16 protein-coding genes are annotated in these 18,949 nt (G+C 34.8%); 9 read left to right on the top strand and 7 right to left on the bottom strand.

Annotation, left to right across the window (positions count from 1 at the left end):
* Window positions 1-410 precede the first annotated feature (410 nt).
* From MP477_RS20865 to MP477_RS20885, 5 genes are all read left to right on the top strand, one after another.
* Window positions 411-1,577, top strand: coding sequence for a T9SS type A sorting domain-containing protein (locus MP477_RS20865; protein WP_257191942.1), 1,167 nt, complete (start codon window positions 411-413; stop codon window positions 1,575-1,577).
* Between the two features lie 141 nt (window positions 1,578-1,718).
* Complete coding sequence (locus tag MP477_RS20870; protein WP_257191943.1) at window positions 1,719-4,370, top strand: 4-alpha-glucanotransferase; 2,652 nt, start codon at window positions 1,719-1,721, stop codon at window positions 4,368-4,370.
* A gap of 139 nt (window positions 4,371-4,509) precedes the next feature.
* Window positions 4,510-5,481, top strand: a complete 972-nt coding sequence (locus MP477_RS20875; protein WP_257191944.1) for a hypothetical protein — start codon at window positions 4,510-4,512, stop codon at window positions 5,479-5,481.
* Window positions 5,482-5,664: 183 nt separating this feature from the next.
* Entirely contained in the window at window positions 5,665-6,111 is a 447-nt protein-coding gene (locus MP477_RS20880) for a hypothetical protein (protein ID WP_257191945.1), read from the top strand.
* Between the two features lie 127 nt (window positions 6,112-6,238).
* Entirely contained in the window at window positions 6,239-6,748 is a 510-nt protein-coding gene (locus MP477_RS20885; protein WP_209804726.1) for a ferritin, read from the top strand.
* A gap of 271 nt (window positions 6,749-7,019) precedes the next feature.
* On the opposite strand, the gene MP477_RS20890 is transcribed toward MP477_RS20885, so the two are convergent.
* Together MP477_RS20890 and MP477_RS20895 are read right to left on the bottom strand one after the other, a co-directional pair.
* Complete coding sequence (locus tag MP477_RS20890; RefSeq protein ID WP_257191947.1) at window positions 7,020-7,244, bottom strand: hypothetical protein; 225 nt, start codon at window positions 7,242-7,244, stop codon at window positions 7,020-7,022.
* Between the two features lie 138 nt (window positions 7,245-7,382).
* Window positions 7,383-10,523: an exodeoxyribonuclease V subunit beta gene (locus MP477_RS20895; RefSeq protein ID WP_257191948.1), complete on the bottom strand. Its 3,141-nt coding sequence runs from the start codon at window positions 10,521-10,523 to the stop codon at window positions 7,383-7,385.
* 183 nt (window positions 10,524-10,706) lie between these two features.
* Between MP477_RS20895 and MP477_RS20900 the strand changes: the two genes are divergently transcribed.
* The 4 genes from MP477_RS20900 (at window position 10,707) to MP477_RS20915 (ending at window position 13,912) form a co-directional block, all read left to right on the top strand.
* On the top strand, window positions 10,707-11,453 hold the full coding sequence (locus MP477_RS20900; RefSeq protein ID WP_257191949.1) for a hypothetical protein: 747 nt from the start codon (window positions 10,707-10,709) through the stop codon (window positions 11,451-11,453).
* A gap of 5 nt (window positions 11,454-11,458) precedes the next feature.
* The gene (locus MP477_RS20905) at window positions 11,459-12,268 is read left to right on the top strand and encodes a hypothetical protein (protein WP_257191950.1); all 810 of its coding nucleotides are present in this window, start codon (window positions 11,459-11,461) and stop codon (window positions 12,266-12,268) included.
* Between the two features lie 116 nt (window positions 12,269-12,384).
* A complete protein-coding gene (locus MP477_RS20910; RefSeq protein ID WP_257191951.1) occupies window positions 12,385-13,101 on the top strand; it encodes a carboxypeptidase-like regulatory domain-containing protein in 717 nt (238 codons plus the stop codon).
* A gap of 76 nt (window positions 13,102-13,177) precedes the next feature.
* Window positions 13,178-13,912, top strand: a complete 735-nt coding sequence (locus MP477_RS20915; protein WP_257191952.1) for an SIMPL domain-containing protein — start codon at window positions 13,178-13,180, stop codon at window positions 13,910-13,912.
* Window positions 13,913-13,992: 80 nt separating this feature from the next.
* On the opposite strand, the gene MP477_RS20920 is transcribed toward MP477_RS20915, so the two are convergent.
* Genes MP477_RS20920 through MP477_RS20940 form a run of 5 tightly spaced genes read right to left on the bottom strand, consistent with a single transcriptional unit; the run spans window position 13,993 to window position 18,885 of the window.
* Window positions 13,993-14,505 (bottom strand): GNAT family N-acetyltransferase, encoded by a 513-nt coding sequence (locus tag MP477_RS20920; protein WP_257191953.1) that lies wholly within the window; start codon window positions 14,503-14,505, stop codon window positions 13,993-13,995.
* A gap of 2 nt (window positions 14,506-14,507) precedes the next feature.
* Window positions 14,508-14,729 (bottom strand): PspC family transcriptional regulator, encoded by a 222-nt coding sequence (locus MP477_RS20925; RefSeq protein ID WP_047494723.1) that lies wholly within the window; start codon window positions 14,727-14,729, stop codon window positions 14,508-14,510.
* 1 nt (window position 14,730) lies between these two features.
* Complete coding sequence (locus tag MP477_RS20930) at window positions 14,731-15,993, bottom strand: DUF2851 family protein (protein WP_257191955.1); 1,263 nt, start codon at window positions 15,991-15,993, stop codon at window positions 14,731-14,733.
* A gap of 26 nt (window positions 15,994-16,019) precedes the next feature.
* Entirely contained in the window at window positions 16,020-17,168 is a 1,149-nt protein-coding gene (bshA, locus tag MP477_RS20935) for an N-acetyl-alpha-D-glucosaminyl L-malate synthase BshA (protein ID WP_257191957.1), read from the bottom strand.
* Between the two features lie 4 nt (window positions 17,169-17,172).
* On the bottom strand, window positions 17,173-18,885 hold the full coding sequence (locus tag MP477_RS20940) for a glycoside hydrolase family 3 protein (protein WP_257191958.1): 1,713 nt from the start codon (window positions 18,883-18,885) through the stop codon (window positions 17,173-17,175).
* Window positions 18,886-18,949 lie beyond the last annotated feature (64 nt).

Below are 18,949 nucleotides of genomic sequence, written 5' to 3' on the forward strand. Positions count from 1 at the left end.
CCATTCCGAACACAGAAGTTAAGCCCACCAGCGCCGATGGTACTGCTAACGCGGGAGAGTAGGCCGCCGCCAGTTTTTATTTTATTTTTAAAAGTCCTTTATCGTAAGATAAAGGATTTTTTTTTGTTTATATACTATAACGACTATACTCCTAATACTCCAACTATAAACTATACCCAACTTCAGTTGATAGTTGATAGCGCTGTCAACCCTCAACTTATAACTCTCAACTCTTAACTCATCATTATTCTTTTTTTGACTGATAACCTCCCTTATTTGCAAAATATCAGTGTTTGGATTAATTTATTGTAAATGTTATTCAAATATCACTGTCTTTTTGTTTTTTCAATTTTAAAATTATGTAACTTAGTCATAACCAAAATGACTACGAATTCTAAAATATGCATATTATGAAAAAACATTTACTCCCTCTATTTGCCTTGTTATTAGGTATGAATGTTCATGCCCAGCAAGATTTCTTTGCGATTACCGGAAAGGATACTCAAAGTATTAATTTTAATGACTTTAGGGTAATTGATCCGGCTAGTGGAATATCTGGTAAAAAAGTCTTTACAACCGAATCTTCTCCTAAAATATTTTCACAGACCAGAAAAAGTATGATAACGGAAGATCGAAATTCTTCCCATAGTTCTCAGGCTGCGACGATGGCTGCACTAGCTTATAATTCTTCTAATAATAACTTAGTGTACATACCCATGTTCTCTTCAAATGTTTATATTCTAAACCCTGAAACTAAGGAAATTACTTTAATAGAAAACAGTATAGCAAAGGCTTCGTCCTGTGATATTAATTCCCATATAACGAGGATGGCTACAGGCTATGACGGCAATATTTATGCTGTAAATAATGCAGGAACACAGTTTTTACAGATCACAAATAAAAATGGACAATATGAAGTAAATGACCTAGGAATTATAAAAGATGACACCTCTAATGGTAAAAATTCATTTACCGCTATAGAAACCGGTTTTGGAGGAGATATGATTGCTGATACAGATAATAATTTCTATATTTTTGCAGCGTCAGGAAATGTTTTTAAAGTATCAATAAAAGAATTGAAAGCAAAGTTTATTGGTAAAATTGCAGGTATTCCCGATAACTATTCCGTAAATGGCAGTGCTGTGAATGCAAACGGGAAAGTTGTTATTGCAAGTGCTAAAGGGGCTCCTTTATATGAAGTAGATCTGGGTACTTTACAGGCACAGCAGCTTCCAGGAGAACAAAATCTCCACATTTATGATTTGGCCAGCAAATATTTTGCTAATGATAAGGCATCTTCAGTGAATGTATTGGCTAATATTGATATTTACCCAACCAGAGTTAATGAGCATTATGTGAATGTTTATAGTAACAATAAGAATGTTAAAGGAAATATTCATTTTAATGTTTTTGATATGTCTGGTAAGAATGTGATGACACAAAGCCTGAATGTAAAAGAGGGCTCTTTACATGAAAAGGTATATTTCAAAAACCTAGTGAGTGGTGCCTATATTGTAAGTATTGTTGATACATCAGGAAAAATATTATTGAATAAAAAGATTTTGGTGACAGAATAAGTTTAATTTAAAGAAAGAACTCTTTCTGTCCATAAAAATAGGACCTTCTTAAATTAATTTGAGAAGGTTTTTTAATGATTATTTGATATTCGATAAGTTTTATCTTTCGATATTAAAATGTAATTTTATAAAAAAATATAGATGAAGCTATACTTTAATGTAGGGTATGTTGCAAAAGCCGGAGAAAATCTTCAATTGATTATTGGTGAGGAAGGAGCTGCGGTTCATATCCATACTATGTTTTATGCAGATAACGGATTATGGAAGTGTGAAGTAGATTATTTTTCTAAATCGATTTCCTACAAATACCAGCTTGTAGATGAAAAAAATAATGTTTTAAGAGAAGAATTTGTTTATCATCATCTTAATTTTCCGCATAATTATAAGGAGTTTATTATTTTCGATGAATGGAATAATAAAAATTTTCCTGAGCATTATTTAAATAATAAAATTCTATATAATAAGTTACATGGATTCGTTCCGGAGAAAGTAGCTGTCTTAAAAAAGCATACGCATTTATTCAGGTTGGAAGCTCCTATTTATAATCCTGACTGGAAAATTGTATTGTTTGGAAGCACAAAATCATTGGGAAGCTGGAATGTGGATAATGCTGTTCATTTATACCAAACTGACTTCGGAGTTTGGGAAGCCTCCGTTGAAATCCCGGAAAATGAATTTATTCAATTCAAATATTGCCTTTATGATATCAAAGAAAATAAGGTAATAGATGTTGAAACCGGTGATAACAGATTTACTGTAGCTAATTCTTTTACAGATGTTCTTCAGATAGTTTCCAACCATTATTTTAAATTCAAGGCATATCAGATGTATCATGATGCGGGAGTGGCGGTTCCCGTATTTTCCTTAAGAAGTGAAGATGGATTTGGAGTTGGTGAGTTTTCGGATATTAAGAAACTAGCAGACTGGACAAAGGAAACTAACCTTGGAATTATTCAGATCCTGCCTATCAACGATACTACAGCGAATTATTCCTGGACAGATTCTTATCCTTATGCTGCAGTATCAGTATATGCACTGCATCCACAATATATATCACTCGAAAAACTGGATTTTCCATTACCGGAAAAATTAGTTGAGAATTATATTTCTGAAAAACAGACTCTTAATGCTCTTGAGCTTATTGATTATGAAAAAATGATCGTGGCTAAATGGAGATATCTGAAAGCGGTTTTCAGTACAGAAAAAGAAAATATTTATAAAGACCGCAGTTTCAAAAAGTTTATAAAAGAAAATGAATCCTGGCTGGTTCCCTATGCTGCATTTTGTGTGCTGAGAGATAAATATAAGACTCCTAACTTTAATGAGTGGAAAACTCACAAAAAATATATCGCTGGAAAAATCTTGCAGTTTTTTACTCCAAAAAGTAAAGACTATGATAATTCTATGCTTCATGCATGGGTGCAGTATCAGCTTCATAAACAGTTGAAAGATGCCGTTGATTATGCTCATAACCTTGGTATTTCTCTAAAAGGAGACCTTCCTATAGGGATTTACAGATATTCCGTAGAAGCCTGGGCAGAACCGGAATTATTCGGTATGGATTTTCAGGCTGGTGCACCACCGGATCAGTTTACAGAGCTTGGCCAAAATTGGGAGTTTCCAACTTATAATTGGGAAGCAATGAAAGAAGATGACTATAGGTGGTGGAAAAATAGGTTCAAAGCATTGGAGCAGTATTTTGATGCAATGAGAATTGATCATATTCTGGGCTTTTTCAGAATCTGGAGAATGCCGGTTTCTGCTGTACAGGGTATTTTAGGATATTTTTATCCGGCTGTGCCTATTGTTGCTGATGAATTTAAAGCCTGGCAGATTCCGTTTGATTTTGACAGATACTGTAAACCATTTATTAATAATCAGATCTTATGGGATCACTTTGGGGAGCACAGTGGAAAAGTACTTGAATTTATTGATCGCAATCACGACGGAACCTATTCTTTTAAGGAAGAATTTAATACGCAGAGAAAGCTGGTAGATTTCTTTAAAAAAGATCCGGGAGGTGCACTTGAAGAACAGCTGATTTCACTTTGTGCCAATGTTTTATTTTTAACGGAGGAAAGAAATGGTGAGCTGGTTTATCATCCGAGATTCAATGTATATCATACGGAATCATACAAATACTTGCCGGAATCTGAAAGGAAAGGTATTTATGATTTATACCATGACTATTTCTTTAGAAGACAAGACCATTTATGGTACGAGAAAGCAATGGAAAAACTTCCTGTAATCCTAAATGCCACCAAAATGCTGATTTGCGGAGAAGACCTTGGGATGGTTCCGGCATGTGTACCGGTGGTAATGGATGAACTTGGTATTATTGCCCTGAAAGTACAGCGTATGCCTTCAGAAAATATTCCATTCTATAATCCTAAGAATGCCGGTTATATGAATGTGGTTACGGCCTCTTCCCACGACAGTTCTACATTAAGGCAATGGTGGAAAGAAGATTCTGTTTTGACACAGAAGTATTTTAACCAACAATTGATTCAATACGGAAAAGCTTCGGAAGATCTGAATCCGGATCTTGCTGAGATCATTATGAAGCAGCATTTATACAATGATGCTATGCTGGCTATTTTCCCTATCCAGGAATTTTTTGCTACAGATGCAGAACTATCCAATAAAAATATGGATAACGAAAGAATCAATAATCCTGCTGTTTTTCCTCATTACTGGCGGTATAGAATGCATATAAAGCTGGAAGATCTAAAAGGAAAACAAGCTTTCAATGAAAAAATATCCAGATGGATAAAAGATAGTGGAAGAGGATAAATTTAACACCTGATTATCAGTTTGTTATGAAAACATTAAAAGAAGTTTAATCTTATGATTTAACTTCTTTTTTTTATTTGAATCAAAAAGGTAGAATTAAGATATTCTGCTATATACTAACCAAATAACGACTGTAGAGATGAAAAAAATATTTTTGGGATTAGCTTTGGGCTTTGGAGTCTTGACGGCAGCTCAGCAATATCCGAATAATGGTTGGGGAGATGATGGTTATTATCAGAATGGAGACGGCTATTATAGCAACGAAGATGATAGGAATTATTTTCCGGATGACTATTATTACAATTATCCTCAGGATTATTATCCTGGTGATTATTATCAAAGTTATTATAACGATTACAGAAATAGTATTATTAATATTGACTGGAATGGCTTTTTCGTACAGAACAGATTAAATCGCTGGCAGGTTGACCAGATTATGAGATTGAATAATCTGTATTCAAGTTTTACAACTTGGGATAATTTTTACAGATATAATCCGGACAGGTGGTATTATGACAGGTTTTATGCACTGGAAAGAATTTTAGGTCCGAGAGTCTTTGTAGTTTTCCAAAATAACTACTATCGTGGCTCAAGCCCAGTTATTTATTTTCAGAATTACAGAAGAACGTACTATGCACCAAGATATACTGTAATGCCAAGATACAGGAATGTAAATATCAATATTTACAGAATGGACAGATCAAGATTCCGCAGAATGGATAATCCTACTTTTGATATCATCAGAAGAGACAGCAGACCCGACAACGGATTCAGAGGTCCTGTAAGAGATGGCAGCAATTCCGGAGGTTTCAGGGATAATGATAATTCCGGAGGTTTCAGGAGTAACAACGGAGGAGGATTCAGAGGTAACAGCGGCGAAGTTCGAAAAGAAAATAATGGTGGTTTTAGAGGTAGTTCCGACAATAACGGCGGTTTTAGAAATAATAATGGAGGAGGATTTAGGGGAAATAGCGGCGAAGGCCGAAAAGAAAATAATGGCGGCTTCAGAGGAAATAGCGGAGGCTTTAGACAAAAGTCTGAAAGTTCTGCACCCCGTCAGCAAAACCGCAGTAATAGCGGAGGCTTTAGAGGCAGCTTAGTAAAGAATTAATAATTTTCATATATTATATTTAAGTGGTGTGAAGGGCAGGTTTTTATAATCTGTCCTTTTTTTGTTGTTCTATTGATTTATTTTTATTAAAAATTAACATTATTTATGAATGTGTTAATTTAACTTGTGTTTTAATTGTTAATCCAAAAGATGTATAACAACAATTAATTAAAATTTTTAAAGATGAAAAAATTAGTTTTAGCAATAGCATTTATCGGAATGGGAAGTTTCGCAATGGCACAACAAACCAATCCTCAGGACAAAGAAGCAAGAAAAGCTGAAATGCAGCAGAAAAGACAACAAAAAGAACAGGAGCATCTATCACAAATGCAGAAAGACCTTAACCTTAATCAGTCGCAGATAGCTCAAATAAAAGATCTCCATGAAAAAAGAAAGGCTGAAATGAAAGCCGACTTTGAAAAGAATAAGGATAACAGACAAGCCAAGATGGATGAGAGAAAGGCTAAAAGAGCACGGATGGATGCCGATATGAAACAGATTCTTACTCCTCAGCAATATGATAAATGGCAGGCTGACAGAAAAGCTAAGATGGAGCAGAAAAGAGTAGCTATGAAAGATAGGAAAATGATGAAGAAGCCGATGAATACAGCTACTCCTGAAGTGAAATAATAGTTTGTAATTGTAGTTTTTTAATGTGTAAAGGATGGAAATTTTTCCATCCTTTTTGTATTAATTTTCTGTAAAACTTTTGATTTCGGGCATTTATTCCCTATTTTTGGCTATAAATTTAATACTTATGGTTAGCGAAAAAATTGCAAAATTAATTAACGAACAAATTGCCCACGAACAATATGCTGCTCAATACTATCTTTCAATGTCTGCCTGGTTTTCAGGAAAAGATTTAGATGGAATTGCCAACTATTTCAGAGTGCAAAGCAAAGAAGAATTAATGCACGCGGATAAAATGTTTGATTATTTAAATGATGTAGGGGGAGAAATCATTATCGGGGAAATTGCAAAACCTCCACATGAGTTTGATAATGCAACAGATATTTTCGAGAAAGCATTGGCACATGAGAAAATTGTAACTAAAAGTATTTTCAATATTGTAAAGAATGCTAACGAAGAAGGTGATTTTGCAACAACGTCTTTCCTGCAATGGTTTATCAACGAACAGGTAGAAGAGGAAGCAAGTGCTTCGCAATACGTAACAAAGATTAAGATGGTTTGTGATAACCCATCTGCATTATATCTTTTCGACCAGGAATTAGCACAGAGAGTGTTTACTCCTAATCCGGCTGTTTAAGAATCAAATCTTTTCAAAAAATATAAAACTGCTTTTCAAAAGAATAGCGGTTTTTTTATACAATAAATTGTTCTGGATGGTTTGGCTTATAATTGTATTCAGTATTGTATAGCCTGCAGATTGTTGCTGGTATATATGTGAAAAGAAATAACAGACAAAAGTTAAAAGAATAAATTAGGTCAAAATGATCACCCGAACACTAAATATAGACTTCCGGTTCTTTATGATAGCGTTTTGTAATTTAATTATTTAAAATATAACCTGTTGAACTTTATCTTTTCTGTCTTTCCCTTTGTATTTTTACCACTGCAATAAATGCTATGGCTGTTAATATCAAACTGCCAATGAAGGATTTTGCGATATTTTCTGTGGGCATATAGGGATGTCCGTCATCTGTTACCGGTGGATCTATATAATCTGCAATATTGTAAATGGTTACAGCAGAGAGTATCATCATAACAATACTTATAAGGGCTGAGATTAAATATATTTTCATGGTTAGTTATTGTCTTTTATCAATTCAAATACACAACGGACTAATTTTTAATGAATAAAAATAATCAAACCTTTTGTATTTGTGACTTTTTTTGAGACAATTCTATTCTATTATCGCGAATAAAAGCATTATAGAGGGTTATAAATAGATGATTTGGGTTTTGAGAACCTTTTTACCCAGTCTTTCGAGAATGTTTTTATAACCTTCCACCTGAGCTTCATCTTTGCTTTTCTGCTCTCCGGTTTTGAAATCTACAATGATATACCCTTCATTGCTTTTTAAAATACGGTCCGGCCTTAAAATAAAACTTTCTCCATGTTCTGAAATCATGATGTCTTTTTCATTAATTACTTCCCATTTCTCATCAAAGAACTCGGCGTAGGTCCTCACAATTTCCTGTAAAGTATCCTGGATTTCATTTTTCTCCTCTAATGTAATCTGACCTTCCAATGTATATCCTTCCAGTACTTTTGAAATATCTTTTTCCGTATTTATTTTTGAGAGAAGTTCGTGAACGAAAAGCCCTATTCTTACTTTTTCATTTCTTACCTGATAATTTTTTGATGGAGTGGCAATCTTTATGGAAGTAGTCTTTTCATTGACATTTTTCAGATCCTGAATATTTTGGGTTTTGAAAGGCGAGCTTTTTTCTTTAGAATACTTTTTTAGCATTTCAGGCTTTACTTCATACAGATCAAATTCATCAGCTTCATTCGTATTCTTTGTTTTAATAAACTCTAAAAGCTCAAGATTGTTGGATGTTTTATTAGGCTTTTGAAGGTAGAAAAATAACTGTTCAACAGGTCTTGTAGTGGCAACATACTGAAGGCATAATCTGTCAATCAGGTTTTTATAGGAATTTTTCTTGTTGAATAACTGAATCTCACTGTCATAAGCTTCCAGATTTTTACTGAACTGGTTGATATTGACTGCTTTTAAAGATTCATTATCATGAGTATCAAACCAATTTGTAAACTCATTATCCCTGTTTTTGTTCATCATGGGAATAAAAACAATAGGGAATTCCAGCCCTTTAGACTTATGGATGGTCATGATCTGAATGGCATCAATATTCTCTGAAGCCTGAATAGTGTAAGAAGAGGCTTCCTCATCCCAGTATTTTAAAAACTCTTTTGTACTTACACCAGCAGTTTGGGTAAAATTAAAAAGCATTTCCATGAAGTTGAGCAGGAAATCGGTTTCTTTATTCTCAACGGAAAATTCATTGATATAATATTCTACAAAGTTGTAGAGATTAAACCTTGGAAAGTTATCCTGCTTAAGCTGTAATGAATATTTTTGCTTAATAATCTCGAGGATCTCTTCATGGTTTTCAATATCCAGAATTTCTTTCATTTCCAGTGTGAAATCAGCCATATGAATTTTACCCAACGTATTCAGGTAATACATCATCATGATCAGACAGTGTTTATTCTTAGGATTTATCTCCCATCTCAGAAATTCAATAACAGCTTTTAGGGTGTTGGAAAGTTCCAATGTAAGCCCTTTATCGGAGATTGTTTTTATATTGGTCTCTTCACCCCGGTAATTTACTTTTAAGTTTCCCAGCTTTTGAGAATAGCTGAAAATATCAAAATTTCCACGGCAGAGAATGGTGATATCAGAAAATTTAAATCCATTATCCAGACATTCCTGAATATCTTTTCGCATTTTTTCAGAAGTATCATCATAAAATTCTTCGTTTGTGAGGTTTTCAATGAGGTTTACCTTTACCCTTCCATCCATTTGGGATTTTGGAGTTTGTTCGGCATCTGTTCCAAAGATATTTTGATGTTCCTCCTCCAGTTCTCCGGAATGGAAACGGTAGAGCTCATTGTTAAATTGTACAATATTTCTGGCACTCCTCCAGTTATCTTTTAAAACCAGAAGATCAGCCTCTTTAGGAGAGAATTCTTTCTTATTGATAATATCGAGCATCAGCTTACTTTCTCCTCCACGGAATCTGTAAATACTCTGTTTAGGGTCTCCAACTAATGTAAAAGAAGTGTTTTCAGAAGATACACTATGGTCTCTTAACGGAACAAAGTTCTGCCACTGCAGCTCTGAAGTATCCTGAAATTCATCAAAAAAGTAATGCTGAAATTGTGAACCTACTTTTTCATAAATAAATGCAGAAGGTTCATCTTTAAGATTTTCATTGATCAGAATATTGAATTTTGAGAGCAGCACCAGATCATTTTCTTCCTCAATCTTTTTGAGCTCATCCTGAATATCTTTATTAACTTTTAAAGGAAGAAGTGCCGAAAGTACTTTTTCTTTCTTTTGCGTTTCAATATACAGAAGAATAAGCTGCATCCTGTTATCAAGAAGCTGATCCAGGATCTCTACAATATCAGCTTCCTTATGTTTTGATTTTGAAGAAGCTCCCTTTCTGTAATTGTTGACTACAGATTCTTCCTGAGTAGTGGGAAAAGGAAATCCAGCTCTTTTCTGCTGATAAAAGTCGATAACTTTAAGAAAAAAGCCTCCAATTCCATTTTTCCCCTGGGCAAAATCTTCAACTTCAATATTTCTGGACTTAAAGAGCTCAACAGATGTTGCCGCAAGCTCTGCAGCCTGTTTTTTATGAAGAACAATTTCTTTACGCAGTGTGTTTTTTATAGTGTCATAATTCGCATCATCAAAACTTTTGTTGTTTTTCAGATGTTCATAATGAATATCTTTCACAAATTCTTTCGCGGAGTCATACAGATTTTTGTTAAGATTAATCCTTTCATTGTTTTCAAGACTGTAATCTACATAATCCATGAAAGAATTGGAAATCGTTTCATTTTCACCAATCTGATCGAGCATTTTATCTACTGCCTCGATCAGGTAGGGCTCAGCTTCAATTTCAAGATTGAAATTTTTAGCCAGTCCCAATTCATAAGAAAAGCTTCTTACCAATCTTGAATTAAAACGGTCAATAGTCCCGATATTCAGTGTAGAATAATTATGAAGAATATAATCCAAAAGCTTTTTTGAACGCAGATGGAGCTCATCAATTGTAATTTTTAAGCCCTGTTCTGCAAAAGCTTTTTGAATATTTGTAAGATCTGCATTTTCAGTATAGCTACTGGCGGAAAAATTTCCCAGCCATGTCAAAATCCTTTCCTTCATCTCATTCGCTGCCTTATTGGTAAATGTCAGAGCGAGGATATTCCTGATCGATTGATGTTGATTAGGATAGCGGAGACAGATCATCAGCAGTCTCTGAACCAGAGCATATGTTTTCCCTGATCCTGCTGAAGCATTGATGACTGTATAAGAATTTTGCATTATAAAAAGTAGAATTGAAACTGCAAGTTAGCTAAAATTTAAAAGAAATTTTAACAATTCACTTCAGCTATTTAACAGTTTCAAGAGCAAAAACCGAAAAGAAATACTAAAAGGCGTTAACTGTGGTTAAACTTGTGGAATAATTTAAAAATAATTTTAGCTTTGCTTTATATAAAACAGCCTGTGAAACTCAAACTATTCTTTTTTTTATTTCTCATTTCTTCCATTACCATCAGTGCCCAAAGTTACATTTTCGGCAAAATAACTTCTGAGGGAAGTTCCGAGATACAGGACGTGAATGTGATCAATATCAGAACGGACGAAATGGTGCTCTCCAATAGTGACGGGCATTTTATGATTTCCGGAAAGACAGGAGACGAATTACGCTTTATAAAGCCAGGTTATGAGCGCCTAACCAGGATTATATCTCAGGAAAATATACAATCTCCATTGAATATCAGTCTGGTGAGAGTTACCATACAGATTCCTGAAGTGGAAGTGAAACAAGGTCTTACCGGAAATTTAAAAATAGATTCCAAAATATATAACAAACCTAAAAAGGTTGAAAAACTCTCTAAAGAAATAGACCGGTATATTGCCCAAAAATCTGACCCCAGAATATTGGCGGCAAGGGCAGGAGAGTTTGTACAGCCAAAAGGCGAAGGTTTTTCAATAGGAAAAGTAAAAGATCAATGGGATGATATCGATTTAATGAAGTATCTCAGTGCGAGCCTGGGGGAAAATTATTTTGCAAGCTTAAAAATAGATAAACCTCAAATTGATCATTTTATTTCTTATGTTCTTGCAGGTGGTTTTGAAAGAAAGAAAATTTTAAAATATGGCTTCTGCAGTGATGCTGATCTGAACAGGTTTCAGCGTTTTGTACTCACCAGAATATCATCATACCGGGCACCGCAGACTCAAAAATAACCTATATGAAGACTTTCGTTAAACTGTGCTGGATATTTTTATTTGTGGCCGGAAAATTATTCTCACAAGAGAATATAAAGGGACAGATTACAGATGGCAGTACCGGAAATGTAAACCCTGTTTTAATAATCAATATTTCTGCTCAAAAAAGCTCCCTTAGCAGTATATCTGGAGAGTTTGCCATTGAGGCAGCAGAAAATGATGAAGTCAGATTTGTAAAAGAAGGATATTACCGCTTTGAAAAGAAGATTACAAAAGAAGATTTAGCTTCACCGTTACATATACTTCTGAGAAGAATGGAAATACAGATTCCTGAAATAGAAATAGCTTATAAGCCCACAGGAAATCTGGTAAAAGACTCTAAGTATTTAAGTGAATCCGGAAAATTAAAGGCCTTAAAATCTGATATAACAATGTATATGAAAAGCCCTCTCAATGAGCCTATGCCGGATAATACGGTATCCAAAACATTTACCGGACATGATTTTAATGCCGGTCAGGTAAATGTGATGGGCGTTTTTAAAGCTATTTCAGGGATCATTAAGAAGGCTTCAAAACCGAAAATTACTAAAGCAGATTATAATGAAACCCAAAGCTTTCTTATCAGAGTAAAAAATGAAATCAGCCTTGACTTTCTGAAAAAATACGGTATGGATGAAGAGCAGATTAACAGATTCCTTCTCTATGCCAATAAAACCAGGATGCTGGCAAAAAACTACAGGAAGGACTTTAAAAACGATGTGGTAGAATATGAATTAAAAGTGGCCTTTGGAGAATACCGAAAGCTGCATAAACTGAACGGCTGGGAAAAATAAACCTGATAAAACTAAAATAAAGATTGGCTAATACTGTTGAGACTATAAATGTTTTTTGGAGGAAAAGAGTTTTTCTTTTGTTTCTTTTCCTGTGTAATGCTCTGTTTTCCCAACAAATGATAACAGGAAAAATTATTGATGACAGTAATGAAGATGTAAGCGGAGTAACGATTATCAATATGTCTACCGATAAAAAAGTATATTCCAATTCATTGGGAATGTTTTCTATTGAAGCATCTTCGAATGATGAACTCAGATTTGTAAAGGAAGGTTTCAGAAGACAGTCTAAAAGAATTTTCACGGATGGAGTCAATTTTCAGTTGCTAATACAGCTTTTTCAGATTCCCAAAGAAATAGAAGAAGTAAAGATTGTAAAAAGACTGACGGGTGATCTTGAGCAGGATTCCAGAATTGTTGCTAAAGTGGACAAAGGGGAAATAGTTCGGGATGCAGTAGGTTTACCACAGCCTGTTGGAAAAATGAGGGAAAAGCCGGCAGAAGTGAAGCAGGTTCTGCTGCCTATACTTTTAGGAAACCTGAATGTTCAGGGAGCTTATGATCTGATAAGTGGCAAAGCACGAAAGCAAAAAAGACTGTACAGATATGATGATTTACAAGAGCACATTGCCTGGATTAGAGATAGAGTGGAAGATGATTATTTTACAAAAGCCGGAATTCCGGAAGATAAAATCTCTGAATTTATAGAATTCTCATTCGTTACCAAACCTCAGGTGCGTACCTATGTAAAAGCGAAAAATCTATCGGGAGTTCTGCTGAGGCTGGAAGAAACTATTCCTTTGTATGTTGAGAGGCTAAAGAAGAGTGGTAAATAGTGTTAACAAAATCTTAAAATATTGGAATGGAAATTGATGCATTACTGATATAAAATAAATCAAATCCACAAATCTTATGAATAAAAATAATATTGCAGTAGCAATAGGGGCTTTAGGTTTTGTAATAGGGCTTGGCTTTTTAGGAAATGCCATCAAAAATAGAAATAAATCTGAAAATACAATCTCGGTTACAGGGTTGGGAACAAAACAGTTTGTTTCCGATCTTATTACCTGGTCCGGAAGTTTTTCCAAAAACAATATGGATCTTAAATCAGCGTATGATGAATTGGCTCTGGATAGAAAGGTGATCAATGATTATCTTCTTTCAAAAGGAATTAAACAGGCTGAAATTGTATTTTCATCGGTAGATATTCAAAAACAGTTTAGAAGTTATAATGACTCCAATGGCAATTCTGTACAAGGCGAGTTTTCGGGTTATAACCTGACTCAAAAGGTTTCTATTGAAAGCAAGGAAGTAGCAAAGATTGAAAACCTTTCCAGAAATATTACCGAAATTATCAATCGTGGAATTGAATTTACCTCTTCTTCACCTTCTTATTTTTATACCAAGTTAGCTACTGTAAAGCAGGAAATGATTGCCAGTGCAACAAAAGATGCCAAAGAACGGGCCGAAAAAATTGCCGAGAACTCCGGCAGCAGCCTTGGGAACCTTAAGAAAGCAACAATGGGAGTTATTCAGATCACAGCTCCCAATTCCAATGAAGATTATTCATACGGAGGAACTTTCAATACTTCTTCCAAAGATAAAGAAGCCAGTATTACAATAAAACTGGAATATCAGGTGAATTAGAAACATCAGTTGCGGAAATCCTTTAGCAGTCTATAATCAATATAAAAATAAACGCCGGAAATATTCCGGCGTTTTATATGTTAAGGATATACAATATCACAAATTTCATTTTTCAACTCGTCTACATTCTCCGGAGCATAGTTGGCAAGCAGCCATAGATGTAAAGACTGTTTCCCTTCACCATAGCTGGGCTGTATGTGGTTGGTATCAATCAGACTGAAACGGTTTCGTTGATAGAAAGAATAACGGCGCTGAGCATCCTCACTCAATTCCGCAGGTTCGATTTCCAGAATGATTTTAGGGTAAGTCTCCAATAGATGTCCTATGATATGAGAACCCAGTTTTTTACTTCTGAATGTTTCAAAAACTTCAAAATGTTCTACGAAAACAAAAGAGCTCATTTTCCATAAAATGAGATAGCCAATGGCTTCAGATTCGTGAACAACAGACATTATTTTTGTCTGTGGGTTTGAAAATAGATCCAGAAACTGTTCTCTATCTCTTTGTTCGTCTATAGGAAACGTGCTGATATAAGAATTATAGATTTCCTGAACTCTATCATCCTCAGCATTAATAATCGGTAAAAATTCCATAATTATAAATCAAAAACGCTTGGTCTTCTTGTAATAAAAATATCTTTAATCCACAAAGTAAATGCCAATCCCAAATAAATAAGAAAGAAAAATCCGGCGGTAGCAAAAGTAGAGTAGATGAAGAAAACTCTTAATTTAGATACAGGTATTCCCAGTTTAGCGCCCGTTCTTGTAAGAACACCAAACCATTCTCTCTCCATTTTATGACGAATATTACTCAGCATTTTAAGATTCTTTTAGTAGTTTAAATCCAATACTGCAATTTAAGCAATTTTTTTCTTCGCAGAGATGTTTGTAGTGATAAATCAGGCTCTGGCTTTCCAAAGCATTTTTTATATGGAGACCCAGATTTTTCCATCCCGTTATCACGGAATTTTTCTCTGCCGTAATATGACTGTAGAATCCCAGAATTTCATCGGCTATTTCTTCATTATGATACCTGTGGTAGGCATATTTTACCGGAAGTACAGTATTTAAAATAAGGAGATCAATAAAATCCTTACTCAACATTTTTGGAGTAGGTTTTGAAATGGTTCCGAAATTGAAATGACAGTCCCAATATTCCGAAGCTTTTACAGGCTGAAAAATCTCATAAAGCTGATCAGGATTTTTAATACTGATTATTTTTGAAAATAAATTCTGGTGTCTGTTGTAAAGATCAGCCAATTGAGAAAGTCGGATTGTTGGAAAGTTAGGAGGTCTTAATCTTAAAAACTTGGGATGTAGTTTTACATCGGATAGCATAAATTTGGCTTTAAGAAAATCAAATTCTCTTTTCCATATTTTCATCTGTCCGTCCAAAGGAACATCAAGCCATCCGGAAACTCCGAAGAATAAAGCTTCAAGCTGCAAATGATTCTGCCGGATTTTATTAATGATACTGAAATCAATACTTTCTGCAATTTGTCTGAAAATATAAGCATTCACTTTTAATCCAAAAGAATAGGCAAGGCTGTGGAATAAAACGGCTTCGAAATTATTTTTATAATGCGATAAGCTATGCTCAAGCTCAAGGGACTTTTCGTCCAGTTTTTTCAGAATATTTCCTTCATGAAAATGAACAGGGATCTTGTTGCGGTCAAAAATTTTTTCACAGGCTATGAACTGGTTGCCATCAATGAATTTTTCATACTTACCTATTATATTTTCATCAATATAGCTGCTCAGCTCTAAGGTAGGGACGTTTTTGTCAGTATGTTCACTGATTTCCAGGTCATGCTGGAAAACAACATGAAGTATGATATTCTGGTAATTGGGATCTGGAGAGTGGTTATGGAAAATCCAGTCAGATGAGCGGACGTGAAGTTCTATATTCCCGGCTATAACCAAGCCATTAGTCTTGATTTTGGCATCCAGAAAATCGGGACCTGCATCTTTATTCCACTTTCCAAAATTGATGATTTCAACGGAATTCCCTTCAATATCCTTGAAGTCAAAATTATTGAAAACCTTATAGTTCCAAAGATATTGAAGTAGTTTTTCCGTCATAAGTGACGATAAATATAATAGAAATATTATACTTTCGTCAGCTCTTTCTTAAAATTTTCTATAGTTGTTCTATACATTTCTTCATATATAGGAAGAATGTTTTTTAAATCGAATTTTATAGCCTGTTCTTTCGCATTTTCCTTCATTTGTGTTAAAAGCTGATCATTACTCAATAATTTGATCGTATAGTTGCTCATAGCCTCCACATTTCCGATTTCTGCTAAATAACCGGTTTCACCCTGAATATTTACTTCAGGAATTCCACCTGCATTGGAGCTGATTACAGGAGTGTAGGCAGCCATGGCTTCAAGAGCTGCCAAACCAAAGCTTTCCTGCTCCGAAGGAAGTAAAAATACATCTGAAAGCTGTAATATTTTATAAAGGTCATTTACTTTACCTAAAAGGCGTATTTTGGAGATAAGATCAGGATTTTCTTCCAGGAACTGGTTTACTTTTTCCATATCAGGACCTTCCCCAATGATGATCAGTTTTGATTTTACCTTTTTATTTACGTTTTTAAAGATCTGAAGTACCTCTTCTACACGTTTTACCGGACGTAGGTTTGAAACATGGATCAGTATTTTTTCATCCGGATTCGCAAACTGTGTTCTTTGACATTCTGAACAGTCATCAAATTCAGAATTATCAATAAAATTGGTAATAACCTGTATCTGTTTTTTAATATTAAAAAACTGAAGAGTGTCCTTTTTCAGACTTTCGGAAACCGAGGTAATAGCGTCGGATTGATTGATCGAAAACTCTACAGCATGTTTATAACTCGGATGCTGGCCCACAAGGGTTATATCTGTTCCGTGAAGGGTTGTTACCAATGGAATATCATTATTATCCTCACGAAGCATTTGCTTAGCGGTAAAAGCTGCATAGGCATAAGGAATAGCATAATGAGCGTGAAGCAAGTCGAGCTTATAAAGATTGACAACCCGGTAGATCATAGAACTTAGCGCAATATCATAAGGCTGATATTGGAAAAGGGGATAGGTTTGAACATTTACCCTATGAAAGAAAATATTGGGATTGGTAATATCTAATCTTGCAGGAAGTGCAGAACTGATAAAATGTACTTCATAGCCTTTATTGGCAAGTGACATTCCCAGCTCTGTTGCTACAATTCCGCTTCCACCATATGTTGGATAGCAAAGTATGCCTATTTTCATTGGATTATTGTTGTTTTGATGTTGTTAAAGATAAAGTAGGGTTAAGATCTATACCCATTCCCGGTTTTAATTGGTCATTGACCAGTACAGGAAGTCTTCCCCATATTTTTGTTTTTCCGTTCAAAGCATCGGCTGCTGCATTCATAGAATCATCATTGTTTTCATAAGAAACAAGAACCGTAGATACCTTTGAAATATCAATGTCTTTTAAAGCATAAGCACTTCCAAATACATTGAGGATTACACGTTGATTTTTTGTGAGGTCAGCAAGAACTTTTTTTGATTCTGCCGATATTTTGTAAGGCTTATAAGCCGTAGAATTGTCCTTATGGAAACCTACAACTACAGTAGAACCTGCCGGAATTGTATTGATTTCGCTTGCCTTTTTTATAATAAGATTCGATCCTATCCTATTGGCAAAAGTTTGGTAAGGAGCTTCTTCCAGCGGAATATAATAAATTTGTTTTCCGGTGACAGGAAGAAGTTTTTGATCATCTTTTAATAAAGTTAATGCATTGGAATATAAATTCTGAACTAGTGTTTTGTGAGAATCATTATTCAGGTCAGCATTGATGTTATCAGGACTTTTGGGAGTGTACTGAGTCAGTCCCAGGAAATATTTTGTAAGTAAAATCTTTTTTACACTTTCTTCCACTCTGGATTGAGGAACTTCCCCTTTATCTATAGCTTTTTGAATCAGTTTTTTCCCTTCTGAAACACCCTGTGAAAAGAGCATAATGTCATTTCCTGCGCTGAAGGCCATGGCATCCAGTTCTCCCGGTTTATATTTATTGGCTACGGCACCCATATTGAGAGCATCAGTGATGATTAATCCTTTGTAGCCTAATTGGTCTTTCAATAAACCTGTAATGATATTTTTAGAGACAGAAGCAGGAATTCCTTTTCCTGATTCTAAACTCGGAACATACAAATGAGCAACCATCACACCGCCGATTCCTTTATTCATTAATGCTTTGAATGGTGCTAATTCTATAGTATTAAGCCTGCTGAGGTTATGAGAAACAACGGGAAGATCAAGGTGTGAATCCGTATTGGTATCCCCATGTCCCGGGAAATGTTTGATTGCTGCTAATATATTGTTATCCTGAAGACCATTAGAATAGGATAAAGCAGATCCAATCACATTATTGACTTCTGATCCAAAGCTTCTGTTACCAATGATAGGATTGTCCGGATTTGTATTGACATCCACTACCGGAGCAAAATCCCAGTTAATCCCCATCCTGTGGCAATCTTCTGCAATTTTTGCAGACATCTGGTAAATTAAATTTTTATCCTGTATTGCTCCTAATGTCATAGCCCAAGGAAATTTGTGGGCGGTTGCAATTCTTTGGAACAGCCCCCATTCAGCATCCATTCCGATCATTAACGGAACTTTGGACTTTTGCTGAAATTCATTGACAAGGCTGATTTCTCTGGCTGCATCGTCCTGCATTAAAATCAAACCCCCTATTTTATCGCTTGTAACAATATTTCTTACCTGATTGATATAGTCTTCTCCTTTATTCGTATATAATGCAACAATAAAGAGTTGTCCCAGCTTTTCATCCTGAGAAAGATTTTTATACGTTTTTTCCACCCATTGCTGTGCCTTTTTCAAATCTTCCGGAGATGCGTTTTTAGGCTGATACTGAGCTTTAATCTTTGGGCTTATCAGTGCAACAATAAAGAGTGAAGTATATACTATTTTCTTCATGACTTTTTGAATAAGAACAAAAATACAATTAAAAAAACGACGAAAACAATGTTTTTTTAATTTT

This window comes from Chryseobacterium sp. WG23 (assembly GCF_024586575.1).
Classification (GTDB): domain Bacteria; phylum Bacteroidota; class Bacteroidia; order Flavobacteriales; family Weeksellaceae; genus Chryseobacterium.